This window comes from Sinomonas atrocyanea, assembly GCF_030811715.1.
In the GTDB taxonomy this organism is placed as follows: Bacteria; Actinomycetota; Actinomycetes; order Actinomycetales; family Micrococcaceae; genus Sinomonas; species Sinomonas atrocyanea_A.
Window position 1 is genome coordinate 38,499 of the sequence record NZ_JAUSRH010000003.1, and the last position, 26,516, is coordinate 65,014.

A 26,516-nucleotide genomic window follows, 5' to 3' on the forward strand; every position below is an offset into this window, starting at 1 on the left:
GGTCCCCGGACGGCAGCCCCGTCCTCCGCAGGCGCGGCAGGACCCTCTTCTATCCTGTGTAGAATAGAGGAGCACCCACCCCCGCCGGCCTCCTGGCAGCAGGCCGCCGACGAATTGGCATGAAATGGACCCCATGACGCACCGGCACGGCTTCTTCGGCCGTTCCCGCGTCGGCCGATCCGACCCCGGACGCACCCCGTGGCTCGGCCTCGCCGGCACCTGCACGGCGGCGTCCGCCGCCGCAGCGGTCCTGCTCGCGGTGGCGGCCCTGGCCTTCACCGGCCCCGCGGCCGCGGCCAGCGTCGCCTTCGCAGCAGTGATCGTGATCGCCTTCTTCGCACTGAGCCTCCTCGCGGGACATCTCGTGGGGCGGCGGAATCCGTCCGGGGCCATCGGCGTGTTCGCCGTCGTCTACGTGCTCAAGATCGTCGGCTTCGCCGCGATCCTGCTCTGGATCGGCACCCCGGCCTGGATCGACCGTCCGTGGTTCGGCGCCGCCGGGATCGCGAGCGTCGTCGTGTGGCAGGCCGCCGAGCTCTACGGGTTCAGCAGGCTCCGGCTGCAGATCTTCGACGACGCCCCGGCCGGCCACGACGCAGGCGGCGACGCCGCGCCGTCGTCCGGGCAGGAGGGTCCCCATGCGTGAGGACACCCCTGGCCGGCAGGTCCCCGCGGAGCCCGAGGGCGACGGCGGCTACAACTCTGGAATGGCCGTCTTCAGCTACGTGATTGGCGGGATCGTTGTCTGGAGTTTGATAGGGTGGGGGCTGGACAATCTCCTGAAAACGCGCTGGCTTGTGCTCGCTGGCGCTCTGGTGGGGATTGCCGGCGGCATCTACCTGACCATGAAGCATGGGCTCTTCACGCACCGAACGGGCCCCGCTGAGCCTCAGGGCCCAGGCGATGACGCCGAGGCGGACCGTCGCTGATGGAGCACCCGAAAAATTTCACATGTGGGGGTCGAAGCCACTCGCCCCAGCATCTGCCCGACGATGGACACTGCAGAGAGGAATCGCGTTGACCCCGCTCACGCTTCCGGCCGAAGACTCCGGCGCCTTCACCCCGCCCACCCTCGAGGACATGCACCTCCCGGCCATCTTCCCCTGGGGCGCGCACGAGGGCTTCTCGAAGCAGATGCTCATGGTCCTGCTCTCCGTCGTCTTCATCGCCTGGTTCTTCATCGCGGCCTCCCGCAAGGGCCAGCTGGTCCCGGGCAAGCTCCAGTTCGCCGGTGAGTACCTGTACGGGTTCGTGCGCAACTCGATCGGCAAGGACATCATCGGCGGCAAGGACTTCATGAAGTTCGTGCCCCTGCTCTTCGCGCTGTTCTTCTTCATCCTGGTGAACAACATCTACGGCGCGATCCCGTTCTTCCAGCTGCCCACGATGTCCCACGTCGGCGGCGCGTACTTCCTCGCGGCGCTCGTCTACGTGACCTGGATCGGCGTCGGCCTGAAGAAGTTCGGCCCGCGCTTCATCAAGCTCACCGTGGTCCCGGCCGGCGTGCCGTGGTACATCCTCCCGATCGTCGTCCCGATCGAGATCATCTCGAACTTCATCGTCCGCCCGATGACGCACAGCCTCCGTCTCTTCGCGACCATGCTCGCCGGCCACCTCGTGGTCGCGCTCGCCGGGTCCGGCATCGCGTTCCTCATCGCCCAGGAGAGCGTGGTCCTCAAGGGCACCTCGCTGCTCGTCCTCGTCGGTGCCACCGCGATGTACATGCTCGAGGCGCTGATCATGGTGCTGCAGGCGTACGTCTTCACGCTTCTTACTGCCATCTACATCCAGGGCGCGCTCCACGCGGACGCCCACTGAGACTTCCCCCTCCATGGGGGATGAACCGATCACTCAATCCGCCCTCCAGGGCAGCCTGAAAGGAACACAATGACCGGCAACCTCAACCTCGTCGGCTACGGTCTCTCCGCCATCGGCGGTGCCATCGGCGTGGGTCTCGTCTTCGCGGCCTACATCAACGGCGTGGCCCGCCAGCCGGAGGCGCAGCGCGTGCTCCAGCCGATCGCCTTCCTCGGCCTTGCGCTCACCGAGGCGCTCGCGATCCTCGGCCTCGTGTTCGCCTTCGTTCTCTGACCCAGAGCACGGCATACACAGCCAGAACCGAGTAGATAGGAGGGGTGCAACACATGCATCAGTTCATTGTTAGCGCCGCCACCGAGGGCGCCCAGAGCCCGCTCATGCCGAGCTGGTGGGAGATCCTGGTCGTTGCCGTCGGCTTCGCCGTCCTGCTCTTCATCGTGGTCAAGTTCGTCGTTCCGGCGTTCGAGAAGACGTTCGCGGAGCGGGCCGAGGCCATCGAGGGGGGCATCGCCAAGGCAGAGAAGGCCCAGGCGGAGGCGTCCGCAGCCCTCGAGGAGTACAAGCAGCAGCTCACCGACGCCCGCACCGAGGCCAACCGCATCCGCGAGGAGGCCCGGGCCGAGGGCGCCCAGATCCTCGCCGAGCTCAAGGAGAAGGCTGCCGCCGAGGCCGCCCGCATCACTGAGCAGGCGCACGTCCAGATCGAGGCCGAGCGCCAGCAGGCTGTTGCGTCGCTCCGCTCCGAGGTGGGCACCCTGGCCACGACCCTGGCCGGCCGGATCGTCGGCGAGTCCCTCGACGACGATGCGCGCGCCGCCCGTGTGGTGGACCGCTTCCTCGACGAGCTGGAGTCCCAGAACGCAGGTGCGGCGAAGTAATGGCAGGAGCATCGAGCGAATCGCTGTCCGCCGCGCTGGCGGACCTGGAGACCACGCTGCCCACGGCCTCGCTGTCGCTGGCGCGGGAGCTCTTCGGCATCCTCGCCGTCCTTGACGGCTCCGCCGGGCTTCGCCGCGCGCTGACCGACCCGTCCCGTGAGGGCGCGGAGAAGTCGGCCCTCGTGCACAGCCTGCTGGACGGCAAGGCCTCGGGCGACGCCGTCGAGATCACGGCCAAGCTCGCCGCCTCGCGGTGGGCCGACGCGCGCGACATCAGCGATGCGCTCGAGACCATCGCCTCGACCGTGGCGAGCGCCGTGGCCGAGCAGGGCGCGGGGACCGCGAGCGGGCTCAGCGGGCTGGAGAAGCTCCAGAACGACCTGTTCGCGTTCAACAACACCGTCGAGGGCAGCCACGAGCTCCAGGCTGCACTGACCGACCAGCAGGCCTCCCCGGAGGCCCGGCGCACCCTCGCCCTCCGGCTTGTCCCGGGGGCGTCCGAGGAGGCCCGGCTGCTCATCGGCCAGGCGGTGTCCTCCCCGCGCGGTGCCAAGCCGACGGCGCTCGTGGAGAAGTTCGCGTCCCTCGCGGCTGCTCGCCAGAAGCGCTGGATCGCCGACGTTGCCGTCGCGCGTCCCCTCAGCCAGGCGCAGCTGACGCGGCTCCAGGACGGGCTCAATACCCTCTACGGGCGCGAGCTGAAGATCAACACGACCGTGGAACCGTCGCTCGTCGGCGGCCTCCGCGTGACGGTCGGCGACGAGGTGCTCGATGCCTCGACCGTGACGCGGCTCGGCGAGCTGCGACGTCAGCTGGCCGCCCAGGCACGCTGAGGCATCAGCACACTCCGTACAAGACAATCCGGTCATCGCAGCAGTACCGCTTTCGATGACCACGAGATCAAGAGAGCAGGACTGAAGATGGCCGAATTGACCATCAATGCCGACGACGTCCGCAGCGCGCTGAACGACTTCGCGGCTTCCTACCAGCCCGGCACGGCTGAGCGCGTCGAGGTCGGCCGTGTCACGGCCGCCGGCGACGGCATCGCCCGTGTCGAGGGCCTCCCCTCGGTCATGGCGAACGAGCTCCTCCGCTTCGAGGACGGCACCCTTGGCCTCGCCCAGAACCTCGACGTCCGCGAGATCGGCGTCATCGTCCTCGGCGACTTCGGCGGCATCGAGGAGGGCCAGGAGGTGCACCGCACCGGCCAGATCCTCTCCGTGCCGGTCGGCGATGCCTTCCTCGGCCGCGTGGTGGACCCGCTCGGCGCGCCCATCGACGACCTTGGCCCGATTGCGGCCGAGGGAACCCGCGCGCTCGAGCTCCAGGCTCCCGGCGTGACGCAGCGCAAGTCGGTCCACGAGCCGATGCAGACCGGCCTCAAGGCCATCGACGCGATGATCCCGATCGGGCGCGGCCAGCGCCAGCTCATCATCGGCGACCGCCAGACGGGCAAGACCGCCATCGCTGTCGACACCATCATCAACCAGAAGGCCAACTGGGCCTCGGGCGATGCGACCAAGCAGGTCCGCTGCATCTACGTCGCGATCGGCCAGAAGGCCTCGACGATCGCGGCCGTGCGCCAGACCCTCGAGGACCACGGTGCCCTCGAGTACACGACGATCGTCGCGTCTCCGGCGTCCGATCCCGCGGGCTTCAAGTACCTCGCCCCGTACGCCGGCTCGGCCATCGGCCAGCACTGGATGTACGGCGGCAAGCACGTCCTCATCATCTTCGATGACCTCTCGAAGCAGGCCGAGGCGTACCGCGCCGTGTCCCTCCTCCTGCGCCGCCCGCCGGGCCGCGAGGCGTACCCGGGCGACGTGTTCTACCTGCACTCCCGCCTGCTCGAGCGCTGCGCGAAGCTCTCGGACGACCTCGGCGCGGGCTCGATGACCGGCCTGCCGATCATCGAGACGAAGGCGAACGACGTCTCGGCGTACATCCCGACCAACGTCATCTCCATCACCGACGGGCAGATCTTCCTGCAGTCCGACCTGTTCAACGCCAACCAGCGCCCCGCGGTCGACGTCGGCATCTCGGTCTCCCGCGTCGGCGGCGCCGCGCAGGTGAAGTCGATGAAGTCGGTTTCCGGCACGCTCAAGCTGGACCTCGCGCAGTACCGCGACATGCAGGCGTTCGCGATGTTCGCGTCCGACCTCGACGCGGCGTCCCGCCAGCAGCTCACCCGTGGGGCGCGCCTCATGGAGCTGCTCAAGCAGGGCCAGTACTCGCCGTACCCGGTCGAGGAGCAGGTTGTGTCCATCTGGGCCGGCACGCGCGGCTACCTGGACGACGTCCCCGTCGAGGACGTGCGCCGCTTCGAGGCGGACTTCCTCGACTACCTCAAGCGCAAGACGTCGATCCTGACGACGCTGGCCCAGACGGGCAAGCTCGAGGACGACACCGTCGAGGCTCTCAAGACCGCCGTCACGGAGTTCAAGAAGGGCTTCTTCGGCGAGGGCGACAGCCTGCTGGTCGGCGCCGGGCACGAGGAGCACGATGCTCTTGCCGAGGGCGACGTCAACCAGGAAAAGATCGTCAAGCAGAAGCGCTGATTCCCTGCAGCTGATCGGCCGGGCCGGAGCCCACGGCTCGGGCCCGGCCGGTCGGCGAGGGTGAGGAAAGGACAAGAATGGGAGCCCAGATCCGGGTCTACCGCCAGAAGATTGCCTCGACGTCGTCGATGCGCAAGATGTTCAAGGCGATGGAGCTGATTGCTACCTCCCGCATCGGCAAGGCGCGCGCCCGTGTGGCCGCCTCCCTGCCGTACGCGAATGCCATTACCCGCGCCGTTTCTGCTGTCTCCTCTTCGTCCGAGATCGACCACCCGCTGACCACCGAGCCCACCCAGGTGCGGCGCGCGGCAGTGCTGGTCCTCACGGCAGACCGAGGCCAGGCCGGCGCCTACTCGGCCAGCATCATGAAGCAGGCCGAGTCCCTCGCCGAGCTCCTCCGCTCCGAGGGCAAGGAGGTCGCCGCGTTCCTGGTGGGCCGCAAGGGCCAGGCCTACTTCGACTTCCGCAACCGCCCCTATGAGCGGGTGTGGACCGGCAACACGGACAACCCCGAGTTCGCGACCGCCAAGGAGATCAGCCGCGTGCTGCTCGACGCCTTCGCGACTCCCTACGAGGACGGCGGGGTCGACGAGATCCACGTCGTCTACACCCAGTTCAAGTCGATGGTGGTGCAGGTGCCCACGGTGATCCGGCTGCTTCCCCTCGAGGTCGTCGAGGAGGAGGCGAAGGACGCCAAGGAGATCCTGCCCCTCTACGAGTACGAGCCCGAGCCCGAGCAGGTGCTCGACGCGCTGCTGCCGCGGTACATCGAGTCGCGGATCTTCGCGGCGATGCTCCAGGCCGCGGCGAGCGAGCTCGCGTCGCGCCAGCGGGCCATGAAGAACGCCGGGGACAACGCGACCGAGCTCATCAAGAAGTACACGCGCCTGCGCAACACCGCCCGCCAGGCGGAGATCACGCAGGAGCTGACGGAGATCATCGCCGGCGCCGACGCACTCAACGCGTGAGCCCCCGGGCGCACTCGTACACACCACCTAGACTGAATCCACGCCATCTACTGAAGAAGTGAGAGAGATGACTGCCACTGCCTCTGAAGCGGTTGCGACCGCTGGCGCGACGGGCCGCATTGCCCGCGTGATCGGGCCGGTTGTCGACGTCGAGTTCCCGGCCGACGCGATCCCGGAGATCTACAACGCGCTGACGACCACGATCACCCTCGGCGACCACACCCGCGAGATCACGTTCGAGACCGCCCAGCACCTCGGCGACAACCTCGTCCGCGCGATCTCCCTGCAGGCCACCGACGGCCTCGTGCGCGGCACCAAGGTCGTCGACACCGGCGCTCCGATCTCGGTCCCCGTCGGCGACGGCGTCAAGGGCCACATCTTCAACGTCCTCGGCAAGCCGCTCGACGTCGCCGAGTCGGAGATCCAGGCGGCCGACCACTGGCCGATCCACCGCAAGGCGCCTTCCTTCGCCCAGCTCGAGGGCTCGACCGAGATGCTCGAGACCGGCATCAAGGTCATCGACCTGCTCACCCCGTACATCAAGGGCGGCAAGATCGGCCTGTTCGGCGGGGCCGGCGTCGGCAAGACCGTGCTCATCCAGGAGATGATCACCCGTGTTGCGCGCAACTTCGGCGGTACCTCCGTGTTCGCCGGTGTGGGCGAGCGCACCCGCGAGGGCAACGACCTCTGGGTCGAGATGGACGAGGCAGGGGTCCTGAAGGACACCGCCCTCGTGTTCGGCCAGATGGACGAGCCGCCGGGCACGCGCCTTCGCGTCGCGCTCTCGGCCCTGACCATGGCCGAGTACTTCCGCGATGTCCAGAACCAGGACGTGCTGCTCTTCATCGACAACATCTTCCGCTTCACCCAGGCGGGCTCCGAGGTGTCGACGCTGCTGGGCCGCATGCCCTCCGCCGTGGGCTACCAGCCGAACCTCGCCGACGAGATGGGCCTCCTCCAGGAGCGCATCACCTCGACGCGCGGCCACTCGATCACGTCGATGCAGGCCATCTACGTCCCGGCCGACGACTACACCGACCCGGCCCCGGCGACGACGTTCGCGCACCTCGACGCCACGACCGAGCTCTCGCGCGAGATCGCGTCCCGCGGCCTCTACCCGGCCGTCGATCCGCTCACGTCGACCTCGCGCATCCTCGACCCGCAGTACATCGGGCAGGACCACTACGACACCGCGGTGCGGGTCAAGCAGATCCTCCAGAAGAACAAGGAGCTGCAGGACATCATCGCGATCCTCGGTGTCGACGAGCTGTCCGAAGAGGACAAGATCGTCGTGGCCCGTGCGCGCCGCATCCAGCAGTTCCTCTCGCAGAACACCTACACCGCGAAGCAGTTCACGGGTGTCGAGGGCTCGACCGTGTCGATCAAGGACACGATCGAGGGCTTCAAGGCCATCTGCGACGGCGAGCTGGACCACATCGCCGAGCAGGCGTTCTTCAACGTCGGCGGCCTCGACGACGTCGAGCGCAACTGGGCGAAGATCCAGGACCAGACCAAGTAGCATGGCTGAGCTCGAGGTCGAGATCGTCGCGGCGGACCACTTCGTGTGGTCCGGCCCGGCGAAGATGGTCAAGGCCCGCACGGCGGACGGCGAGATCGGGATCCTCCCCGGCCACACGCCCGTCCTGGCGATCATGCACGCGGGTGACATTGTGATCGAGCCGGTCTCCGGCTCGCGGATCACGGCGGCGGTGGACGGCGGATTCTTCTCCGTCGATTCCGACCGGGTCGTGATCGTCGCCGACAACGCCCAGATCGGCGAATCGGCCGCGGGGACTCGTTAGCCAGACCTCGATGGACGACTCCGCCATTCCGTTCATCGTCCTGGCAGTGGTCTTCGTTCTCCTCGCAGCCCTGCTCTGTGCCCTCGGGGTGCGCCGCGTCGTCCTGCGGCGCACCCTGGGCACGGTTGATGCCTCCATCTCCATGGCCACCGGGCCTTGGCGGATGGGGGTATGCCGTTATCAGGACACCGAGCTCGAATGGTTCAATCTCCTCTCCCTCAGTCCGCGCGCGCGGCACCGCTTCACGCGCAGCTCGCTCGAGCTCCTCGGGCGGCGATCGCCCACCGAGGCCGAGCGCACGAGGGTGCAGGCCGACGTCGTGATCGTCGAGCTGCAGTACCAGGGCGCGAGCGTGCGCTTCGCGATGGACTTCAACGCCTATGCCGGCCTCGCCTCGTGGCTCGAGGCCGGACCCGTCATCGGCATCGGGACGTGGCGCTGAGCTCCGGGGCCTGTTCCCGCCACATGGCCGCCGTGCCGAGGCCCGTCCGGCCCGAAGTGCCCGCGTCGCGGCGGAGGCAGCCGTGAGCGGGACCGGCAGGGCGGTCCGGGCCGCGCGCGCCGCCGTCCGCGGCGCCCGCCGCATCCCCTTCACGCTCGCGGTCATCGCCGTGCTGTGGATCGCCGGAATCGCCACCGGAAGCATCCTGTCCGGCCCCCCGCCCGCGGTGCTGGACGTGGTGGGCGGCGACCTCGGGTCGCTGCGCTCCGGCCAGTGGTGGGGCGCCGTGACCTCGATCTTCTTCGTCACGAACCCCGTCGCCTACCTTGCGGCGACCGTGGTGGTGGGGGTGCTGGTCGCCGTGGCCGAGACGGCCTACGGCTCCCTCAGGGCGGCCGCCCTGTTCTTCCTCGGCGACTTCGCCGCCGTCACCGTGTTCTTCGCGGTCACCCAGTTGGCCCGGATCGGGGGCGACGGGTGGCTCGGCTCGATGGTCGGCGACCCGGTGCTCGGGCCCTACCCCGCGGCCCTGTTCGCTGCCATGGCGGCCGCTCCCGCGCTCGGCGTGCTCTGGCGGCGCCGCCTGCGCATCGCCGTGGTCGGCATCGCCGCCATGCTCACGCTCTACGTGGGCCACTCCGAGACCGTGCTGGGCCTCATCGGTGCCCTGCTCGGCATCGCCGCCTCGTGGTGGTCCGCGGGCTGGCGGCACGACTCGCACCTGGCGCTGCCGTCGATGCGCGAGCGGCGCAACATCGTCGTCGTCGTCGTCACCCTCGCCGCGGTGGGGCCGGTCCTCACGGCGCTGACCCGCAGCCCGTCCGGACCGCTCGCCCTCGTCCGGGACATGGTCCTCAACCCGATGCCCGTGTTCGCCCAGCTCGAGCAGGACTGCGGCGGGATGGTCGACACCGCCTGCCTGCAGGCCGCGCAGCCGGCCTTCCTCTCGCCCGAGGGCTACGTGACCTCCCTCGTGCCGATGGCCATCCTGCTGATCTGTGCCGAGGGCCTGCGGCGGGGCCGGAAGGTCGCCCTGCGCCTCGCGATCGCCGTGCAGCTGGCCGTCGGTACGCTCGCGGTCGGCTACCTTGCGCTGTTCCTCAGGATGCCGCCCGCGCCCCGCGGGCCGCGGTTCACCGTGCTGGCCTCCGGGTTCGTCCACCTTCTCCCCATCGCCCTGACAGCGGTGGCCCTCGTGGCGATCCTGTGGGTGAACCGCGGCCTCTTCCCGGTGGAGACGGAGCGCGGCATGCGCAGGCGCCTCGGGGCCGTCGGCGGCGCCGTCGCCGGCGGCCTCCTCGTCGCCTACACCCTCCTGTGGTGGCAGGGCGGGGGACTCGGCCGGCGGGAGTCGGCCTGGGGGCTGCTCGCCGAGCTCGTCCGCCAGTACCTGCCCTCGCCCATTCCCAGCAGCTACGGCACCCTCTTCCGGAACCGGAGCGGTGCTGAACTCTGGCTCTTCACCCACAGCGGGCTGATCCTGTGGCTCGTCGCCCTCGTCCTCGCCGCCGTCGTCGTGCTCCGCGGGCGGCAGTCGGTGGGGGCCGGGGACGGCAGCCTCCAGCTGGCCCGCAGGCTCGTGCGGCGGGGCGGCGGGTCTCTGTCCTGGATGACGCTGTGGCCGCCGAACCGCTTCTGGTTCGACGAGCACGAGACCGCGGGGCTCGCCTTCCAGCTCCACGGGAGGGTCGCGCTCTCGGTGGCCGGGCCGATCGGGGTGCCGGGGCGCGGCGCGGCGGCCGTGACGGAGTTCATCGCCCACTGCGCCCGCACCGCGCTCGTGCCGTGCTTCTACTCGCTGTCCGACGACCTGTGGCCCGTGCTCCGGGCCCGCGGCTTCCACCGCGTCGAGGTCGCCCAGGAGACCCGCCTGAAGGTCCGGGAGCTGGAGTTCGTCGGCAAGGAGTGGCAGAACGTCCGGACGGCGGTGAACCGGGCCTCGAAGCTGGGTGTGAACGCCGTGTGGACGAGGTACCACCTGCTCAGCCCGTCGCAGCGCCAGCAGCTCAGCGCCCTCTCCGAGGAATGGTCGGCGCAGAAGGCCCTCCCGGCCATGGGGTTCACCCTCGGGGGCCTCGACGAGCTCGATGACCCGGAGGTGCTCGTGTGCCTCGCCGTCGATGCGGACGGCCGGATCCACGGCGTGACGAGCTGGCTGCCCGTGTACGAGGAATCGCGGATCGTCGGATGGACGCTCGACTTCATGCGCCGCGGGCCCGGCGCCTTCCCCGGCGTCATGGAGTTCCTCATCGCCTCGGCCGTGACGGAGCTCAGGAGCAGCGTCGAGTGGATCTCGCTGTCCGGCTCTCCGCTGGCTGCCGATCCCGCGGGCGAGCGGGCCGAGGTGGAGGCTGGGGACGAGCTGCTCTCGAGGCTGCTCAACGCCGTGGGCCAGGCCCTCGAGCCGGTCTACGGATTCCGCTCGCTCGCGAAGTTCAAGTCGAGGTTCCAGCCCGAATACCACGCGCTCTACATGTACTACCAGGACCCGCTGCAGCTTCCCGCCATCGGGCAGGCCCTCGCCCAGGCGTACCTCCCCGGGCTCACGATGCGCCACCGGATGCGCATCCTGCGGCAGATGGTCGCCTAATTCGGCACGCGCGATGAATATTTACAGCGCCCGTCAGTAATCGGTCAAGAAAAAGGAGGGGCCCCGAGTTCCGGAACCCCTCCCGCGCTTCACGCGCCGGCGTGCAGCTGCTCAGATGGCGCTGACACCGGTGGCCTGAGGGCCCTTGGCGCCCTGGCCGATCTCGAACTCCACGCGCTGGTTCTCCTCGAGCGTGCGGAAGCCGTTCGCCTTGATCTCCGAATAGTGGACGAAGACGTCCGATTCGGCGTTATCCGGGGTAATGAAGCCGAACCCCTTCTCGGCGTTGAACCACTTGACGGTCCCCTGTGCCATGTCCTGCGTTCTCCTGTGGATTGCAACGAGACGCCGGCACTTGTGTGCCGGCCGGGTTACTCCGCGGGGAGGCCGGTGTTGGCCGGAACTCCACGCTCGCAACGGTCTTGCGAGCCTGCATTGCATGGAAAACACTGCTACCTACATCAAGACTGGCTCTAGCCAATCATGCCGCGCATTCACGGTCAACGGCATAGGCCGTTTCGGGCGCGACAGCGGGGAGAAATTCAGGAGAACGGACGGAAAACGTCCCGCGGCCGACATAGGGCGGGCATTGAATGGCGAATTGGTCCGTTCAGAGGGGGCAGGGGCTCGGTGGGCCTCAGCGCACCGAGGTGAGCACCGCGCCCGCCCGGACGACGGCGGCCAGGCCGAGGTCGGCGTCCGTGGCGACGATGTCCGCCCGCAGTCCGCGGCGCAGGCTGCCGAATTCGTCCGATCGGCCGAGGACCGCCGCGGGCACGGCCGTGGCGGAGAGCACGGCGTCGGCGAGCGGCACCCCGGCGGCGGCGGTGCGCGCCACGACCTCGAGCAGGGTGGCGGTCCCCCCGGCGATCGATCCGTTCGCATCGAGGGTTGCCACGCCGCCGGCCACGGTCACGGGGGAGGGGCCGAGCATGTAGTGGCCGTCGCTGAGCCCGGCCGCGGCCATGGAGTCGGTCACGAGGGCGATGTTGGCCGAGCCGACGAGCTCGAACACGGTGCGGACGGTCGCCGGGGCGAGGTGCACGCCGTCGGCCACGAGCTCGACGACCGCCGCGCCGGCTGCGGCGGCGCGCAGGCAGGCCGCGACGGGGCCGGGGGAACGGTGGTGGAGCGGCGGCATGCCGTTGAAGAGGTGCGTGACGGTGGGCACACCCTCGGCGCCGTCGAAGCCCGCGGCGGTGAGTCCGTCCCGCGCCTGCTCGAGGGACGCCTCCGCCGTGGCGTCGTCACAGGCGGTGTGCCCGAGCGACGGCGTGACGCCGTGCGCCGTGAGGAGGTCGACGAGATCGGCCGCGCCCGGCAGCTCCGGCGCGTAGGTCATGGTTGCGAGCGAGCCCTCGGAGGCCTCGATGAGCTCCATCGCGAAGTCGACGTCCGGCTCGAGCAGGAAGTCAGGGTTCTGGGCGCCGCAGCGTGCGTGCGAGAGGAACGGCCCCTCGGCGTGGACGCCCGCGACGAGGCCCTCGTCGTCGAGTTGCGAGAAGAGCCCGACGCCGCGGAGCAGGTCATCGCGCGAGGCGGTGACCAGGCTCGCGAGGAGCGTGGTCGTGCCCCGCCCGTGGAGGAACGCCACTGCCCGGCGAGCCTGCTCCTCATCCGCGCCGGGGAAGTCCACGCCGTCGGCGCCGTGGCAATGCAGGTCCACGAGCCCGGGGAGCAGCAGCGCGCCGTCCGGGACGGGCACCGATTCGCCGCCGAAGGCCGCGGCGTCGAAGTCCGCGGCGGCCCCGGCGTACTCGATGCGGTCGTCCTCGACGGCGACGAGGCCGTCTTCCTGGACGGTGCCGTCGCTCACGATCCGGCCCCGGAGGGTGAGCCGGGTCGGGGCGGTGGGATCCGGGGCAGCAGAGGCGGCGGTGGTCATGCCACTACCTTAGGCGAGCCCCGGCGGGGTCAGAACAGGCGGGACTCGACGTCGTCCACGCCGCGCATGGCGTCGTAGTCCAGCGTCACGCAGTCGATCCCGCGGTCGGCTGCCAGGACCCTCGCCTGCGGCTTGATCTGCTGCGCGGCGAAGATGCCGCGCACGGGGGCGAGCAGCGGGTCGCGGTTGAGGAGCTCGAGGTAGCGCGTGAGCTGCTCGACGCCGTCGATGTCGCCGCGGCGCTTGAGCTCGACCGCGACGGTGGCGCCGGTCGCGTCCCGGGCAAGGATGTCGACCGGGCCGATCGCGGTGAAGTACTCGCGCCGGATGAGGCTGTAGCCGGGCCCGAGGGTCTCGATCTGCTCCGCGAGGAGCCGCTGGAGATCGGATTCCACGCCGTCCTTGATAAGGCCGGGATCCACGCCGAGCTCATGCGAGGAGTCGTGCAGCACCTCGTGGACGTTGACGATCAGCCGGTCGTCCGTCTTGGCCGACTGCACGGTCCACTGCTCGAGGACGCCGTCCTCAAGCTCGGACTCCTCGGGGGAGGCGACGCGCATCGTGGCCGGCGGGCTCATCCAGTTCAGCGGCTTGTACGACCCGCCGTCCGAGTGGACGAGCACCGAGCCGTCCGCCTTCACGACGAGCAGGCGGGTCGCGAGGGGCAGATGGGCCTTCAGGCGGCCCACGTAGTCGACGGAGCACCGGGCAATGACGAGTCGCACCCGAGCACTCTACCGTGGCGCCCGGGTCCGGCCGGGGCCCCGGCAGGGCCGGTGCGGGCGCCCGGCACGGCAGAATGGACCCATGCCGCGTTCGAACCGCCCCCGACGCCGCCCTGCCGCCTCCCGCAGCGACAGGGACGCCGCGGATGCCCGCGAGGGCCGGGACGACTTCAACCCCGAACGCGTGCTCGCCGGGTTCGCCCGCCTCGAGTCCGCGCCGGACGGCGACTGGCGCGTCCGGCAGGTCACCACGCGCACCGCGGCGAAGGTGTACACCTGCCCGGGGTGCTCGCGCAGCATCCCGCCGGGGACGGCCCACTTGGTGGTCTGGGCCGACGACCACCTGTTCGGCGAGGAGGCCGGCATCGCCGAGCGCCGGCACTGGCACACCCACTGCTGGCGCACCCGGACGTACCGCTACCGGTAGTCCGCCTTTCGCTACTGTGGGGACCATGACCTTCGACCCCTCCTCCTACGTGTTCACCGAGCCCGACAGGCCCGCGGCGATCCGCGCCAACACCGTCCTGCCCGCGCGGCGCGAGAACATCGAACTGCGCACCGAGGACGGGCTCACGCTCGTCGGGGAGCTCGCGCTGCCGCAGGACACGGAGCCGGTGGCGACGCTCATCACGCTCCACCCGCTGCCGACCCACGGCGGCTTCATGGATTCGCACGTGTACCGGAAGGCCTCGTTCAGGCTCCCTGCGCTCGCCGGCATCGCCGTCCTGCGGTTCAACACCCGCGGAACCTCGAGCCCGCGCGGGACGAGCGAGGGCCGCTTCGAGGAGGGGGTCGGCGAGAGGGCCGACGTCGAGGCCGCCGTGCGCTTCGCCGCCGAGCGCGGGCTCCCGCGCCGGTGGCTCGTGGGGTGGTCCTTCGGCACCGAGCTCGCGCTAAAGTACGGGGCCGTACCCCCGGTCGTGGACCAGATCGAGGGCGCGGTCCTGCTCTCGCCCCCGCTGCACCGCGCGGGCGACGCCGACCTCGACGCATGGGCCGCGTGCGGCAAGCCGCTGACGGTGCTCGTCCCGGAATTCGACGACTACCTGCGCCCTGCCGAGGCGGTCCAGCGGTTCGCACGCGTGCCCCAGGCGCGCGTGGTCGGGGTGGACGGCGCGAAGCACCTCTGGGTGGGGGAGAAGTTCGTCCAGCGGGTGCTCGGCGAGGTCCTCGACGACGTGCTCGGAGGCTCCGCGGAGCTCCCCGAGCTGTGGGAGGGGCCGACGGCGACCGCGTCCTAGCCGGGGCGGCCCGCCGTCCGCGGGGCTCGCCGTCCCTTGGGCTAGTGCTGGTCCTGCCTGATGATGAAGACCTCCCGCATGAGCAGCATGACCGAGGCGGCGGTCGGGATCGCGATGAGCGCCCCGAGCACGCCGAGGAGGCTTCCGCCGGCGATCACCGAGATCACCGCGACGGGGCCGGGTACCGCCACGGCGCGCTGCATGATGCGTGGGGAGATGAAGTACGCCTCGAACTGCAGGTAGGCGAAGTAGGGGGCCGCCACCCCGAGCGCCGTCTGCCAGCCGCCCGTGAGCGCGACGAGCGAGATGATGGTGCCCGCCACGACGCCGCCCACGAGCGGGATGAACGCGAGGAAGCCGACCATGAACGCCAGGAGCGCGGCGAAGGGCACCTTGAGGATCGTCATGACGATGAAGGCGAAGGCCGCGTTGAGGGCCGCGACGCAGACCTGCCCGATGACGTAGTTGCCCACCGACCGGGTGATCTCCTCGCTGAGCGCCTGCACCCGTACCCGGCGGGAGCGGGGTGCGAGCCGGTAGGCCCAGCGCTTCATGGCCGGCATGGCCGAGAGGAAGTACAGGCTGAGCACGACGACGATGAGTACCCCGAACAGGGAGTTGGCCACGGTCGTCCCGAAGCCGAGGACCCCGCCGAACAGGTTCGTGACGGCGGTGGAGTCCTGGCCGAACTTCTGCAGCTCCTCGGTCACCCGGGTCTTGATGCCGAACTGCTCGTCGATGCTCTTGTAGAAGTCGGAGGCCAGGAAGTCGTTGATCCACGTCGGGACGTTGTTGACGAGCTGCGTGATCTGGTCGACCATCGTCGGGATGAGCGTGCCGAAGAAGGCGCCCAGCACGGCCAGGAGCGCGAGGATCGTCGCGGCGATCCCGAGCGCGCGCGGGATGCGGTGCGACTCGAGCCAACGCACCACGGGGTCGAGCCCGAGGGAGATGAACAGGGCCGCGAGGATCCAGAGCAGCAGCTGGGTGGTGTGCGCGGCGATGTAGTAGAGCGCGAGGGCGATGCCCACGCCGACCGTCCCCATGAACCCCACGTAGACGGGGTTCCGGTTCGAGACCCTGGGCCCCGGCTCGCCGAGGCCCCTGTCCTTCGACAGGGGAGCGAGGGGGCTGCCCTCTTCCGCGTCCGCCAGGGGCGGCATCTCGAAGCGCACGCGCGGCTGGGCGCCCGGCAGCGGCGTCCGCAGCCGCTGGGCGACGCTGCGCATGAAGTCCCTGCCGCCGTGGTGCTCGGCGGGGTGCTCGCCGCCGAGCACCGGATGCTTCACCGGCGGGTTCGTCCCTGCGGCGGAGGGAGACTCCGGCTCGACTGGTTCGGGCTGGTGGTTCTCTCCCACGCCTCTGCCTTCTTCTAGGGTCCGGACGGGCCGGAGGACGACGGGCGCCGAGGGGTCGGCTGCAGTAGGCCGCGGGCCCCCCGGGCCCACTGCGCACACCCTACCAGCCGGCCCGATCTGACCCGATGGTCACGATTTGGTTACCATGGACAGGTTCCCTTTCCCCGACGTGAGGTATTCCTGTGCGATTGAAGACCGCAGCCGCGCTCCTGCTGCTCGGCCTTGTAGCCCTCGTGGCCGGCATCGGCCAGCTCAGCTGGTGGGCGCCCGCCGACCAGGTGACCGCCACGGTCCCGGCCGGCACCCCGGCCTCCCCGCTGACCGTGATCGATGCGAAGCTCAAGGACCTCCGCGGAGGAGAGGCGACCCTGACCGTCCACGGCAACGGCAACTACGTGCTCGCCGCCGCGCGGCCCGACGACATGGCCGCGTGGGTCGGCAAGGCCGCGCACACGACGATCGACGGCGCCTCCGACGACGGCAAGGTCCTCAAGGCCACCCACACGGACGGCGAGGCCACTTCGCCCAACCCCGCCGGCGCCGACCTCTTCGCCACGGCCCAGAACGCGAACGGCACCCTCGAGTACCACTGGGACCTCCCGGACTCGGGCGACTGGCAGCTCCTTCTCGCAAGCGACGGGAAGGCTCCGGCGCCCCAGGACGTCACCATCACGTGGCCGAGCCACGCGAGCATGCCCTGGGCCGTCCCGCTCATCGTCATCGGCGCACTCCTGATCCTCGCGGCCGCCGCCCTGGTGTTCCTGGGGCGCCTGCGGGGCGGCTCGAGCCGTCCCGGCGGCAAGGGCCCCGGCGCCGGCGGCCCCGACGCGGGCAAGCCCGACGCGGGCGGGCCGGACGCCGAGGGCCGCGACCGGCGTCCTGCGCCCGCCGGCGACGTCTCCGGGCCCGCGACCACGGCGATCCCCCCGGTGCCCGGCCAGGCACCCGGCACCGCACCCGGCAAGGCAGAGCGCGCCGCCGACCGTGGCGGCGTGTCCGCCGCCTCCCGCGGTGCGCGGCGGGCGCCGGCGGCCCGCGCCTCGGCGGCGCTCGCCGTCGTGCTCGGCGTGGGTGGCCTCGCCGCAGTGCCCGCGCAGGCCGCGACCGCGCCCGCGCCGAGCCCCGCCGAGTCGGGGACCCGCGTGGTGGTCGAGGACCAGCTCACCCGCATCCTCGACCAGACCGCCAACGCCGTCCAGGCCGGCGACGACGCGAAGGACGCCGGCAAGCTCGGCGCCCGGGTCGACGGCTCGGCGCTGCTCGCGCGCCAGCAGAACTACAAGGTGCGCGCGGCGGTCTCGAGCGCCCCGGCGATCGCCCCCGTGCGCTCGTCCAAGCTGCTCACCACCGTGGTGACGACCCAGCGGTCCTGGCCGCGCACGATCGTCGCCGTCACCCAGGGCCAGGGCAACACCACCCCCCAGCTCCTGACGCTGCGCCAGGCGTCCGCCCGCGAGAACTACAAGCTCATCGAGGCCGCGCCGCTCCTTCCGGGGGCGACCTTCCCGGGGACGCCGAAGTCCGGCGCAGAGCAGATCGCGCTGGACGACAAGGCCGGCCTCGCGGTGAGCCCGAAGGACGCGATCGCGGGCGTGGCCGACAGGCTCTCCAACGCCAACAGTGCGTGGAAGGGCAGGATCCCGGACAACGCCTACATCAAGGACACGTTCGGATACCAGTCCGACATCGCCAAGGCCGCGGACGCGACGTTCACGTTCAAGCACACCCCCGTGGGCAACGAGGCCACCGCCTTCCGCGCGGCCGACGGCGGCGCGATCGTGATCGCGCCCCTGGACTTCACGGTGGAGGGCACGCCGAAGGCCTCGGGGGACAAGGTCACCCTCCAGGACGACGCCGCGGCGCTCGCCGGCGGCAAGGAGGCCACCAAGAAGGCGACCCTCACGTTCCGCGAGTCGGTCATGCTCTACCTCCCCAAGGACGGCGGCCCGCAGCAGGTCACCCTCATCGGGGCGACCCGGAACCTCTCCGGGGCCAGCGTGAGCTGACGCCGGAGCCAGCGCGAAGCGGGCGGGGGCGGGGCTGCACCGATGCGGTGCGGCCCCGCCCTCGCCCGTTCCGGCCCTTCGCTAAGCTGGACCCATGAGCGTTCCCGGTTCCCGCCAGCCCCAGCCGCAGCTGAACTTCCGCGGCGCCGTCGACCTCTCGGCCCTCAAGGCGCGTGCGACGGCGGCCCCGCCCGCCTCTGCCGCGCACCCGGCGCCCGCCTCCGCAGCCCAGGCCGCGGGCCAGGCCCCGCCGGCGGCCGACGCACCCGTCCCGGGGCGGATCGACCTCGACGAGCGGACCTTCGGCGAGGTCGTCCAGCGTTCGGCGACGGTGCCCGTCGTCGTGCTCCTGTGGGCCTCCTACTCGCCCGAATCCCAGCGGCTGCGCGACGAGCTCGGCACGATCATCTCCTCCTACGCCGGCCGCCTGCTCTACACCGCGGCGGACGTCGAGGCGTTCCCCCAGCTCGCCCAGGCCTTCCAAGCCCAGGCTGTTCCGACCGCGGTCGCGATCCTCAAGGGCCAGCCGATCCCGCTGTTCCAGGGCGCGGCGGCCGAGCAGCAGACGCGCCAGCTCCTCGACGAGCTGCTGCGGGTCGCCGCGGCCAACGGCGTCACCGGCACCGCCGACGGCGTCCCCGTGGCCGAGGCCGAGCCGGAGCTGCCCCCGCTGCACCAGGAGGCCTTCGACGCGATCGACCGGGGGGACTTCGCCGCCGCCGAGGCCGCGTACCGCAAGGCGCTCGCCGAGCAGCCCGCGGACCGCGAGGCCAAGGCCGGGCTCGCCCAGGTCCAGCTCATGGCCCGGGTGGCCGGTGTCGACCAGCCGGCGGCCGAGGCCGCCCGGGCCGCCGCCGCGGCATCGCCCGACGACGTCGCCGCCCAGCTCCTGGTCGCCGACCTCGACGTGGCCGGCGGGCACGTGGAGGATGCGTTCTCCCGGCTCGTGGGACTCATCTCCCGGACGGGGGGCGAGGACCGGGAGGCCGCGCGCGTGCGGCTGCTCGAGCTCTTCGAGGTGATCGGCGCCGCCGACCCGCGGGTGGCCGCGGCCCGGCAGCAGCTCGCCCGCGCGCTCTTCTGAGCCCGCACGATCTTCTGAGCACAGTCCTCTCCTGAGAAGGGCGCACGGCCGAGGCCCGTGGCGGGGATCATCCTCAAGGCTGAGCCGATCCTCATCCTCGGGGCTCATCCGCTGCGGGGGGCGCCTTGCTAGCGTGGTGGCATGGATGCTCCCAGCCCGGCCGCGCCCGCCGCGCTCTCCCTCAGGGGCCTCGTCAAGACGTTCGGCGGCAAGCCTGCCGTCAACGGGATCAGCCTCGACGTGCCAGCCGGCTCGTTCTACGGCCTGGTCGGGCCGAACGGCGCCGGCAAGACGACCACCCTCTCGATGGCCACCGGGCTCCTCCGCCCTGACGCCGGCACGGCCGTCGTGCTCGGGGTCGACGTGTGGGCAGACCCGCTCGGCGCCAAGCGCCTGCTCGGGGTGCTCCCCGACGGGGTCCGCCTCTTCGACCGGCTCAGCGGGGAGCAGCTGCTGACCTACGCGGGGCTCCTGCGCGGCATGGACCGCGCGACCGTCGCCGGGCGCGCCCGCGACCTGCTCGAGGCGTTCGACCTCACCGACGCGGGCCGAACGCTCGTGGTGGACTACTCGGCCGGCATGACGAAGAAGATCGCGCTCGCCGCGGCGCTCGTCCATGCGCCCCGGGTCCTCGTCCTGGACGAGCCCTTCGAGTCGGTGGACCCCATCTCGGCCTCGGGGATCCGGACCATCCTGGCCGACTTCGTCCGCTCGGGCGGCACCGTCGTCGTCTCGAGCCACGTCATGGACCTCGTGCAGCGCATGTGCGACCACGTCGCCGTGGTGGCCCAGGGCCGGATCCTCGCGGCGGGAACGGTGGACGAGGTCCGCGCGGGCGCCTCGCTCGAGGACCGCTTCGTCCAGCTCGTGGGTGCGCCGGGACGCACGGGGGGACTGTCGTGGTTGCACACCTGATCCGGCTCAAGCTGACCCTCCTGCGCAACGGCCTGCGCCGCAGCCCGTGGCAGCTCGTGGGCGTGATCGTCGGGGCCCTGTACGGGCTCTGGATCCTCTCGCTCGCGCTCGTGGGGCTCGTGGCCCTCAGGGCCGCCCCGGCGTCCCTCGCCGAGACCGTGCTCGTGCTCGCCGGCTCCCTCCTCGTCGTGGGGTGGGCGCTCACCCCGATCCTGCTCTCGGGGATCGATCTCACGCTGGATCCGGCTAGGTTCGCGCTGTACCCCATCCCGCTGCGGCAGCTGCTCGTCGGCCAGGCGGCCGCGGGGCTCATCGGCGTGCCGGGGGTGTGCACCGCGCTCGCCCTCGCCGGGACGACCGTGACGTGGGCACGCGGCGGTCTCGTCGTCGCCGTGGCCGTCCTGGGCGCGCTGCTCGCACTCGCGCTGTGCGTGGTCACGAGCCGGCTCGTGGCGAGCGTCGTGGCGGAGCTGGCCTCCTCGCGCCGCTTCCGCGACGTGAGCCGCATCCTGTTCATCGTGCCGATCATGTTCCTCGGCCCCGGCCTCTCGCTCCTCGCCCGCGGCATCGGCGAGGGCGGCACCACCGCCGTCTCCCGGGCCGCAGACGTCCTCGCCTGGACGCCCCTCGGCTCGGCCTTCTCGGCGCCCGCCGCCGCGGCCGAGGGCCGGCTGGGCGAGGCGGCCGCGAAGCTGCTGATCACTGCCGCGGCGCTGCTCCTCGCGGCCTGGGGATGGTCCTGGGCGCTCGCGCGCGCCCTCGAGAACCCGGGCAGCAGGGGGTCCGGGCGGGCGCCCGCGCCGCGGCGCGGGCTGGGCGCCTTCGGGTGGATGCCCGCCTCGCCGGCGGGCGCCGTGGCGGCCCGCGCGCTCACCTACTGGATCCGCGACCCCCGGTACACGACCGGTCTCATCGTGGTGCCGCTGCTGCCCGTGGTGCTCTATGTCGCCTCCGTGGCCGGCCGGCACACCTCCGGGTCGGTGCTCGAGGGGCCGTTCCCGCTCGCCGGGCCGATCTCCGCCTTCGTCCTGGCCTGGTCCATCTCCGCGGACGTCTCCTATGACTCGACGGCCTTCTCGATGCACCTCGCGGCGGGCGTGCGCGGCTGGGCCGACCGGCTCGGGCGGGCGGCGGCCCTGCTGCTGTTCGCCCTGCCGGCCGCGGCGCTCATCACCGCGCTCCCGTTCGCCCTCGCGGGGGACTGGGCCCTCTTCCCTGCCCTCCTGGGGCTGGCGCTCGGGGTGCTGCTCAGCGGCGTCGGGCTCTCCTCCGTGGTCTCGGCGCGGTACACCATGGCGGTGCCGCTGCCCGGGGAGAGCCCGTTCAAGAAGCCCGCCGGCAACAGCGCCCAGACGTTCCTCGTCCAGTTCGGCGGCATCGCGGCGCTCGGGATCCTCGCCGCGCCCGAGATCGTCCTCACGGTGCTCGCGGCGGCGACCGGCGCCGCGGCCTTCGCGTGGGCGGCCCTCGGCGCGGGCGTGCTGCTCGGCGTAGCGCTGCTCGCCGCGGGAGTGCTCCTCGGCGGTCGCCTCATGGACGCGCGCGGCCCCGAGCTGTACGCGAGCCTCGTGCGGGTGCGCTGAGGCGCGTCCGCGGCGAGCCGGCGCACGACGGCGGGCGCCCGCCGTCGTGCGCGGACTCGCCCCAGGCCAGATATAGGACGTAGGATAACCGGAGCCGGAGATGCGCCGTCCGGCGGGGAACGTGCCAGCGACGCGACGGGAGAGCCCAGCATGGAAGTTGTCATCCTCAAGGACGCACACGAGGTCGGCAGGACCGCCGCGTCCGCCTTCGCCGCCCTGCTGGAGCGCCGGCCCCACGCCGTGCTCGGCCTCGCGACCGGGTCCTCGCCGCTGCCCGTCTACGACGAGCTGGCCCGCCTCCACGCCGAGGAGGGACTCGACTTCTCCCGGGCCTCCGGCTTCGCGCTCGACGAGTACGTCGGCCTGCCGGCCGACCACCCCGAGTCCTACCGCTCCGTGGTCAGCCGCGACTTCGCCGGGCGGGTCAACATCGATCCGGCGCGCGTCCACACGCCCGACGGTGCCGCGGCCGACCTTGAGGCCGCGTGCGCGCGGTACGAGCAGGCGATCCTCGACGCCGGGGGAGTGGACCTCCAGATCCTCGGCATCGGCACCGACGGCCACATCGGCTTCAACGAGCCGGGGTCCTCGCTGGCCTCCCGCACCCGCATCAAGACCCTCACCGAGCAGACCCGCCGCGACAACGCGCGATTCTTCTCCTCGATCGACGAGGTCCCCCACCATGTGGTCACCCAGGGTGTCGGGACCATCATGGATGCGCGGCACGTGGTGCTCGTGGCGACCGGGGCCGTCAAGGCCGAGGCCGTGCACGGGCTCGTCGAGGGGCCGGTCACCGCGATGTGCGTCGCCTCGGTGCTGCAGTTCCACCCGCACACGACGGTGATCGTGGACGAGGCCGCGGCCTCGGCCCTGAACCTCGCCGACTACTACCGCCACATCTACGAGAACAAGCCCGCATGGCAGGGCCTGTGACTGGGGCGCCCCCGCCGCCCGGGGCTAGCATGGACCCCATGAGCACCATGCCCCCGGACCCGTTCGCCGACGACCCCCGCGACCCCGGCCTCGGCGGCTCCACCGCCACGATCGAGCGCGAGGAGCTCCGCGAGGAGCTCGAGCCGGGCGACCGCGAACGCTTCTCCCACTACGTGCGCAAGGAGAAGATCATGGAGTCCGCCCTCACCGGCGAGCCCGTGATCGCGCTGTGCGGCAAGGTCTGGACGCCCGGCCGCGACCCCAAGAAGTTCCCCGTGTGCCCCACGTGCAAGGAGATCTACGAGGGCCTGCGCCCGAGCAACGACGACAACCAGTCATGACCCCGTGACGGCGCCTGTGGGGGAGGGGCCCCACGGGCCCCACGGCGCTGGCGGGGCCCCGGCGCGCCCGCACGGGCTCCTGTCCGCCGCCTACCGGGGGCTCGTGGTGGGCCTCCTCGCGATCGTCACGTGCAGCGCCTTCGAGGCCATGGCCGTGACGACCGCGATGCCGGTCGTCGCCGCCGACCTCGGCGGCGAGCGGGCCTACGGCCTCGCGTTCTCCCTGTTCCTCACCGCGTCCCTGGCCGCCACCGCCGCCGCCGGGCCCTGGTGCGACCGCGCCGGGCCGCGGCCCTCGCTGCTGGTCGGGCTCGTCCTCATGACCGGCGGCCTCGTCCTGGCCGGCGGCGCAGGGGACTTCGGGGTATTCACCCTCGGACGCATGGTCTCCGGTGCCGGCACCGGCTTCATGATCGTCCCGCTCTACGTGATCATCGGGCAGGCGCTGCCCTCCGCCCTCCAGCCCGTGCTGTTCAGCTGGTTCTCCGCCGCCTGGGTCCTGCCGTCCCTCGTGGGTCCCTACATCTCCGGCCTGCTCGCCCAGCACGCGAGCTGGCGGTGGGTGTTCTTCGGCGTGGCCCCCATTGTCATCGCGGCGGTCGTGCTCACGTGGCCGCGGGTGCGCGGCCTCGGCGCGCCGGAGGAGACCACCCTCGTACCCGGCGAAGGACGACGCCGGGCCCTCCTGGGCGTGCTCCTCGCCGCGGGCGTCGCGGCCGCACAGTGGGCCGCCCAGTCCTGGAGTGACCCCGGCGCGAGGGCCACCGTCCCCGCGGCGGTGCTCGCCGCCGTCGTGCTCTGCGGGGTTGCCGCGGTCGCGGCGACGGCACCCCGCCTCATGCCGCGCGGGGTGGCCCGCGTCGCGCGGGGGCTGCCCGCGGTGATGGTGGTGCGCGGCCTCCTGACGCTCGCGTTCTTCGGCGCCGAGGCGTTCATTCCGCTCATGCTGGTCGACGCCTACGGGCTCGAGCCCTCCGTCGCCGGGCTGGCCCTCACCGGCGGCGCGCTCGGCTGGACGGTCGGCTCGTTCGTGCAGGCGCGCGGATGGCTCGCCAAGCCGACGTTCCTCGTGCTCGGATCCGTGGTCCTCACCGTGGGCCTCGGCTCGATCGCGGCCGTGGTCGCCGCCGCCGCGGCGCCGTGGCTCCTGGCCATCGCGTGGTTCCTCGCGGGCGCCGGGATGGGGCTGGCCACGACCACGACCTCGGTGCTCGTCCTGGACCTGAGCGAGGCCGTCGACCGGGGACGGAATTCGGCCTCGCTGCAGATGGCCGATATGCTCGGTGGAGTGATGGGAACCGCCGGAGCTGGAACGCTGTACTCGCTGCTGCTGACGCCGGAGGCGGTTCCCGGACCCGGCGTCTTCGCCCTCCTGGCCGGTGCTCTGACCCTGTCGGCCTTCCTGTCCGCCTTCGCCGGCGCGAGGTCCGCTGCGCCGGCGGCCGCTACCTCCACTGCAGCAGACGAGGACCTCGCGTGAGGGAAACGCTCTTCGGCGACCAGTCGTCGTCGAACGCCGGATCCTCCGCGTCCGACGGCGGCCCGGCGGCCCCGCAGGCCTCTCCCGCGGCGCTTCCCCCCGCCTACCCCGAACGCGCCGCCTGGGGCACCGCCCCCAAGCTGCGCGCCTGGCAGCAGGAGGCGCTCGAGAGGTACCTCGCGCTCGCGCCCAAGGACTACCTCGCCGTCGCGACGCCCGGAGCCGGCAAGACGACGTTCGCGCTGCGCGTCGCCTCGACCCTGATCGAGCGCGGGCAGATCAACCGCGTCACGATCGTCGCCCCCACCGACCACCTCAAGCGGCAGTGGGCGGACGCCGCGGCACGGGTGGGGATCGCGATCGATCCCAACTTCAAGAACGCCGACGGCCAGCACGGGCGCGGCTTCATGGGCGTCGCCGTCACGTACGCCCAGGTCGCGAGCAAGCCGCTCCTGCACCGGGCCAAGACCGAGGCGGCCCGCACCCTCGTCATCCTCGACGAGATCCACCACGGCGGCGAGTCCCTCTCGTGGGGCGACGGCCTGCGAGAGGCCTTCGACCCCGCCGTGCGGCGCCTGGCCCTCACGGGTACCCCGTTCCGCTCCGACACCTCGCCCATCCCCTTCGTCGAGTACGCCGAGGACAAGGACGGCATCCGCCGCTCGAAGGCGGACTACACGTACGGCTACGGCCAGGCCCTGCGGGACCACGTGGTGCGGCCCGTCATCTTCATGGCCTACTCGGGCCAGATGCGCTGGCGCACGAGCGCCGGCGAGGAGATGGCGGCCTCCCTCGGCGAGGCCGCCGTGACGAAGGACATCACCGCCCAGGCCTGGCGGACCGCGCTCAACCCGCAGGGCGAATGGATTCCCGCCGTCCTCGCCGGTGCCGACCGCCGCCTCACCGAGGTGCGCCGCACTGTGCCCGACGCCGGCGGCCTCGTCATCGCGACCGACCACGAGGATGCCCGCGCCTACGCCGGGCTCCTGAAGAAGATCACCGGCGAGTCGCCCTCGGTCATCCTCTCCGACGACGCGAAGGCCTCGGGGAAGATCGAGGAGTTCTCGGCCGGGACCCAGCGCTGGATGGTCGCGGTGCGCATGGTCTCGGAGGGCGTCGACGTGCCGCGCCTCGCCGTCGGCGTCTACGCGACCTCGACCTCGACCCCGCTCTTCTTCGCCCAGGCCGTGGGGCGCTTCGTCCGCGCCCGGCGGCGGGGTGAGACGGCGTCGGTCTTCCTCCCGTCCGTGCCGCAGCTCATGGCGCTCGCCAACTCGATGGAGGCCGAGCGGGACCACGCCCTCGACCGCCCCTCGAGCGGGGAGGACGGGCTCATGGACCTCGAAGAGTCCCTCCTGGACGAGGCCAACCGGGAGGAGAAGGCCTCGGACACCCTCGCGAAGGGCAAGTACGAGGCGCTCGAGTCCCAGGCAGCGTTCGACCGCGTGCTCTTCGACGGGGGCGAGTTCGGGATGGGCGGCGACGTCGGCTCCGACGACGAGCTCGACTTCCTCGGCATCCCCGGGCTGCTCGACGCCGACCAGGTCGCCACGCTGCTGCGGCAGCGGCAGCAGGAGCAGGTGTCACGGCGCGGCTCGAGGCCCACGGCAACGTCTGGCCCCTCGGGCGTCCCCGACCACCGCCGGCTCATGGACCTGCGCAACGAGCTCGCCAAGAACGTCTCGGCATGGAGCGCGCGGACCGGCACCCCGCACGGCGTGGTGCACAACAAGCTGCGCGAGCTGTGCGGCGGGCCGGCCGTGGCCCAGGCGGACGAGGCGCAGCTGAAGGCGCGGCTGTCCAAGCTGGCCGACTGGTTCGTGGGCCGCACCTGACGCCCGCCCACCGGCCTTCTGGGGGGGGGCCTTCTGGGGGCCACCTGCTGGGGGCGCATCTTCCGTGCGTCACG

General features: G+C 71.6%; 26 protein-coding genes. 22 read left to right on the forward strand and 4 right to left on the reverse strand.

The window, feature by feature from the left end:
- Window positions 1–124: 124 nt before the first annotated feature.
- The 12 genes from J2W21_RS05630 to J2W21_RS05685 all read left to right on the forward strand — a co-directional run bounded on the left by J2W21_RS05630 (window position 125) and on the right by J2W21_RS05685 (window position 11,056).
- Entirely contained in the window at window positions 125–646 is a 522-nt protein-coding gene (locus J2W21_RS05630; RefSeq protein ID WP_307113539.1) for a hypothetical protein, read from the forward strand.
- On the forward strand, window positions 639–929 hold the full coding sequence (locus tag J2W21_RS05635; protein ID WP_307113540.1) for an AtpZ/AtpI family protein: 291 nt from the start codon (window positions 639–641) through the stop codon (window positions 927–929). The genes J2W21_RS05630 and J2W21_RS05635 overlap by 8 nt, the downstream gene beginning before the upstream one ends.
- 88 nt (window positions 930–1,017) lie before the next feature.
- Complete coding sequence (gene atpB, locus J2W21_RS05640) at window positions 1,018–1,818, forward strand: F0F1 ATP synthase subunit A (protein ID WP_307113541.1); 801 nt, start codon at window positions 1,018–1,020, stop codon at window positions 1,816–1,818.
- 69 nt (window positions 1,819–1,887) lie between these two features.
- A complete protein-coding gene (atpE, locus tag J2W21_RS05645) occupies window positions 1,888–2,091 on the forward strand; it encodes an ATP synthase F0 subunit C (RefSeq protein WP_066498570.1) in 204 nt (67 codons plus the stop codon).
- A 53-nt stretch (window positions 2,092–2,144) separates the two neighbouring features.
- A complete protein-coding gene (locus tag J2W21_RS05650) occupies window positions 2,145–2,696 on the forward strand; it encodes a F0F1 ATP synthase subunit B (protein WP_066498562.1) in 552 nt (183 codons plus the stop codon).
- Window positions 2,696–3,529: a F0F1 ATP synthase subunit delta gene (locus J2W21_RS05655; protein ID WP_307113542.1), complete on the forward strand. Its 834-nt coding sequence runs from the start codon at window positions 2,696–2,698 to the stop codon at window positions 3,527–3,529. The genes J2W21_RS05650 and J2W21_RS05655 overlap by 1 nt, the downstream gene beginning before the upstream one ends.
- 87 nt (window positions 3,530–3,616) lie before the next feature.
- Window positions 3,617–5,254, forward strand: a complete 1,638-nt coding sequence (atpA, locus tag J2W21_RS05660) for a F0F1 ATP synthase subunit alpha (protein ID WP_307113543.1) — start codon at window positions 3,617–3,619, stop codon at window positions 5,252–5,254.
- A gap of 77 nt (window positions 5,255–5,331) precedes the next feature.
- Window positions 5,332–6,222: a F0F1 ATP synthase subunit gamma gene (locus tag J2W21_RS05665; RefSeq protein ID WP_307113544.1), complete on the forward strand. Its 891-nt coding sequence runs from the start codon at window positions 5,332–5,334 to the stop codon at window positions 6,220–6,222.
- A gap of 67 nt (window positions 6,223–6,289) precedes the next feature.
- On the forward strand, window positions 6,290–7,741 hold the full coding sequence (gene atpD / locus J2W21_RS05670) for a F0F1 ATP synthase subunit beta (RefSeq protein ID WP_066498546.1): 1,452 nt from the start codon (window positions 6,290–6,292) through the stop codon (window positions 7,739–7,741).
- A 1-nt stretch (window position 7,742) separates the two neighbouring features.
- Window positions 7,743–8,024 carry a F0F1 ATP synthase subunit epsilon gene (locus J2W21_RS05675; protein ID WP_307113545.1) on the forward strand — a complete coding sequence of 94 codons (282 nt, stop codon included), beginning with the start codon at window positions 7,743–7,745 and terminating at the stop codon, window positions 8,022–8,024.
- A 10-nt stretch (window positions 8,025–8,034) separates the two neighbouring features.
- Entirely contained in the window at window positions 8,035–8,466 is a 432-nt protein-coding gene (locus J2W21_RS05680; protein WP_307113546.1) for a DUF2550 domain-containing protein, read from the forward strand.
- Window positions 8,467–8,548: 82 nt separating this feature from the next.
- Window positions 8,549–11,056, forward strand: coding sequence for a bifunctional lysylphosphatidylglycerol flippase/synthetase MprF (locus tag J2W21_RS05685; RefSeq protein ID WP_307113547.1), 2,508 nt, complete (start codon window positions 8,549–8,551; stop codon window positions 11,054–11,056).
- Window positions 11,057–11,167: 111 nt separating this feature from the next.
- Here J2W21_RS05685 and J2W21_RS05690 read toward each other — a convergent pair whose 3' ends face one another.
- From J2W21_RS05690 to nucS, 3 genes are all read right to left on the reverse strand, one after another.
- Window positions 11,168–11,371 carry a cold-shock protein gene (locus J2W21_RS05690; RefSeq protein WP_066498529.1) on the reverse strand — a complete coding sequence of 68 codons (204 nt, stop codon included), beginning with the start codon at window positions 11,369–11,371 and terminating at the stop codon, window positions 11,168–11,170.
- 322 nt (window positions 11,372–11,693) lie between these two features.
- Window positions 11,694–12,941 (reverse strand): N-acetylglucosamine-6-phosphate deacetylase, encoded by a 1,248-nt coding sequence (locus J2W21_RS05695; protein WP_307113548.1) that lies wholly within the window; start codon window positions 12,939–12,941, stop codon window positions 11,694–11,696.
- 29 nt (window positions 12,942–12,970) lie between these two features.
- Window positions 12,971–13,666, reverse strand: coding sequence for an endonuclease NucS (gene nucS, locus J2W21_RS05700; RefSeq protein WP_307113549.1), 696 nt, complete (start codon window positions 13,664–13,666; stop codon window positions 12,971–12,973).
- An 82-nt stretch (window positions 13,667–13,748) separates the two neighbouring features.
- Between nucS and J2W21_RS05705 the strand changes: the two genes are divergently transcribed.
- The gene (locus J2W21_RS05705) at window positions 13,749–14,093 is read left to right on the forward strand and encodes an ATP/GTP-binding protein (protein ID WP_307113550.1); all 345 of its coding nucleotides are present in this window, start codon (window positions 13,749–13,751) and stop codon (window positions 14,091–14,093) included.
- A 25-nt stretch (window positions 14,094–14,118) separates the two neighbouring features.
- Complete coding sequence (locus tag J2W21_RS05710; RefSeq protein WP_307113551.1) at window positions 14,119–14,907, forward strand: alpha/beta hydrolase; 789 nt, start codon at window positions 14,119–14,121, stop codon at window positions 14,905–14,907.
- A gap of 41 nt (window positions 14,908–14,948) precedes the next feature.
- Here J2W21_RS05710 and J2W21_RS05715 read toward each other — a convergent pair whose 3' ends face one another.
- Window positions 14,949–16,265 (reverse strand): AI-2E family transporter, encoded by a 1,317-nt coding sequence (locus J2W21_RS05715; RefSeq protein WP_373423075.1) that lies wholly within the window; start codon window positions 16,263–16,265, stop codon window positions 14,949–14,951.
- Between the two features lie 182 nt (window positions 16,266–16,447).
- Between J2W21_RS05715 and J2W21_RS05720 the strand changes: the two genes are divergently transcribed.
- The 8 genes from J2W21_RS05720 (at window position 16,448) to J2W21_RS05755 (ending at window position 26,442) form a co-directional block, all read left to right on the forward strand.
- Entirely contained in the window at window positions 16,448–18,271 is a 1,824-nt protein-coding gene (locus J2W21_RS05720; RefSeq protein ID WP_307113552.1) for a hypothetical protein, read from the forward strand.
- A gap of 94 nt (window positions 18,272–18,365) precedes the next feature.
- Window positions 18,366–19,355: a co-chaperone YbbN gene (locus J2W21_RS05725; RefSeq protein ID WP_307113553.1), complete on the forward strand. Its 990-nt coding sequence runs from the start codon at window positions 18,366–18,368 to the stop codon at window positions 19,353–19,355.
- A 141-nt stretch (window positions 19,356–19,496) separates the two neighbouring features.
- Window positions 19,497–20,270 (forward strand): ABC transporter ATP-binding protein, encoded by a 774-nt coding sequence (locus tag J2W21_RS05730; protein ID WP_307113554.1) that lies wholly within the window; start codon window positions 19,497–19,499, stop codon window positions 20,268–20,270.
- Window positions 20,255–21,853, forward strand: coding sequence for a transporter (locus J2W21_RS05735; protein WP_307113555.1), 1,599 nt, complete (start codon window positions 20,255–20,257; stop codon window positions 21,851–21,853). Before J2W21_RS05730 ends, J2W21_RS05735 begins: the two co-directional genes overlap by 16 nt.
- A 150-nt stretch (window positions 21,854–22,003) precedes the next feature.
- On the forward strand, window positions 22,004–22,786 hold the full coding sequence (gene nagB, locus J2W21_RS05740; protein WP_307113556.1) for a glucosamine-6-phosphate deaminase: 783 nt from the start codon (window positions 22,004–22,006) through the stop codon (window positions 22,784–22,786).
- A gap of 29 nt (window positions 22,787–22,815) precedes the next feature.
- Complete coding sequence (locus J2W21_RS05745) at window positions 22,816–23,127, forward strand: DUF3039 domain-containing protein (RefSeq protein WP_307113557.1); 312 nt, start codon at window positions 22,816–22,818, stop codon at window positions 23,125–23,127.
- 4 nt (window positions 23,128–23,131) lie between these two features.
- A complete protein-coding gene (locus J2W21_RS05750; protein WP_307113558.1) occupies window positions 23,132–24,607 on the forward strand; it encodes an MFS transporter in 1,476 nt (491 codons plus the stop codon).
- Window positions 24,604–26,442 (forward strand): DEAD/DEAH box helicase, encoded by a 1,839-nt coding sequence (locus J2W21_RS05755; protein ID WP_307113559.1) that lies wholly within the window; start codon window positions 24,604–24,606, stop codon window positions 26,440–26,442. Before J2W21_RS05750 ends, J2W21_RS05755 begins: the two co-directional genes overlap by 4 nt.
- The last annotated feature ends 74 nt before the right edge of the window (window positions 26,443–26,516 follow it).

Bases quoted from the DNA above. Each gene is read 5' to 3' on its own strand.
- J2W21_RS05710 (WP_307113551.1), top strand. From the start codon at position 14,119: ATGACCTTCGACCCCTCCTCCTACGTGTTCACCGAGCCCGACAGGCCC.
- atpE (WP_066498570.1), top strand. From the start codon at position 1,888: ATGACCGGCAACCTCAACCTCGTCGGCTACGGTCTCTCCGCCATCGGC.
- J2W21_RS05655 (WP_307113542.1), top strand. From the start codon at position 2,696: ATGGCAGGAGCATCGAGCGAATCGCTGTCCGCCGCGCTGGCGGACCTG.
- J2W21_RS05725 (WP_307113553.1), top strand. From the start codon at position 18,366: ATGAGCGTTCCCGGTTCCCGCCAGCCCCAGCCGCAGCTGAACTTCCGC.
- atpA (WP_307113543.1), top strand. From the start codon at position 3,617: ATGGCCGAATTGACCATCAATGCCGACGACGTCCGCAGCGCGCTGAAC.
- J2W21_RS05690 (WP_066498529.1), bottom strand. From the start codon at position 11,371: ATGGCACAGGGGACCGTCAAGTGGTTCAACGCCGAGAAGGGGTTCGGC.
- J2W21_RS05630 (WP_307113539.1), top strand. From the start codon at position 125: ATGGACCCCATGACGCACCGGCACGGCTTCTTCGGCCGTTCCCGCGTC.
- J2W21_RS05665 (WP_307113544.1), top strand. From the start codon at position 5,332: ATGGGAGCCCAGATCCGGGTCTACCGCCAGAAGATTGCCTCGACGTCG.
- J2W21_RS05650 (WP_066498562.1), top strand. From the start codon at position 2,145: ATGCATCAGTTCATTGTTAGCGCCGCCACCGAGGGCGCCCAGAGCCCG.
- J2W21_RS05675 (WP_307113545.1), top strand. From the start codon at position 7,743: ATGGCTGAGCTCGAGGTCGAGATCGTCGCGGCGGACCACTTCGTGTGG.
- atpD (WP_066498546.1), top strand. From the start codon at position 6,290: ATGACTGCCACTGCCTCTGAAGCGGTTGCGACCGCTGGCGCGACGGGC.
- J2W21_RS05705 (WP_307113550.1), top strand. From the start codon at position 13,749: ATGCCGCGTTCGAACCGCCCCCGACGCCGCCCTGCCGCCTCCCGCAGC.
- J2W21_RS05680 (WP_307113546.1), top strand. From the start codon at position 8,035: ATGGACGACTCCGCCATTCCGTTCATCGTCCTGGCAGTGGTCTTCGTT.
- J2W21_RS05635 (WP_307113540.1), top strand. From the start codon at position 639: ATGCGTGAGGACACCCCTGGCCGGCAGGTCCCCGCGGAGCCCGAGGGC.
- J2W21_RS05730 (WP_307113554.1), top strand. From the start codon at position 19,497: ATGGATGCTCCCAGCCCGGCCGCGCCCGCCGCGCTCTCCCTCAGGGGC.
- nagB (WP_307113556.1), top strand. From the start codon at position 22,004: ATGGAAGTTGTCATCCTCAAGGACGCACACGAGGTCGGCAGGACCGCC.
- J2W21_RS05745 (WP_307113557.1), top strand. From the start codon at position 22,816: ATGGACCCCATGAGCACCATGCCCCCGGACCCGTTCGCCGACGACCCC.
- J2W21_RS05695 (WP_307113548.1), bottom strand. From the start codon at position 12,941: ATGACCACCGCCGCCTCTGCTGCCCCGGATCCCACCGCCCCGACCCGG.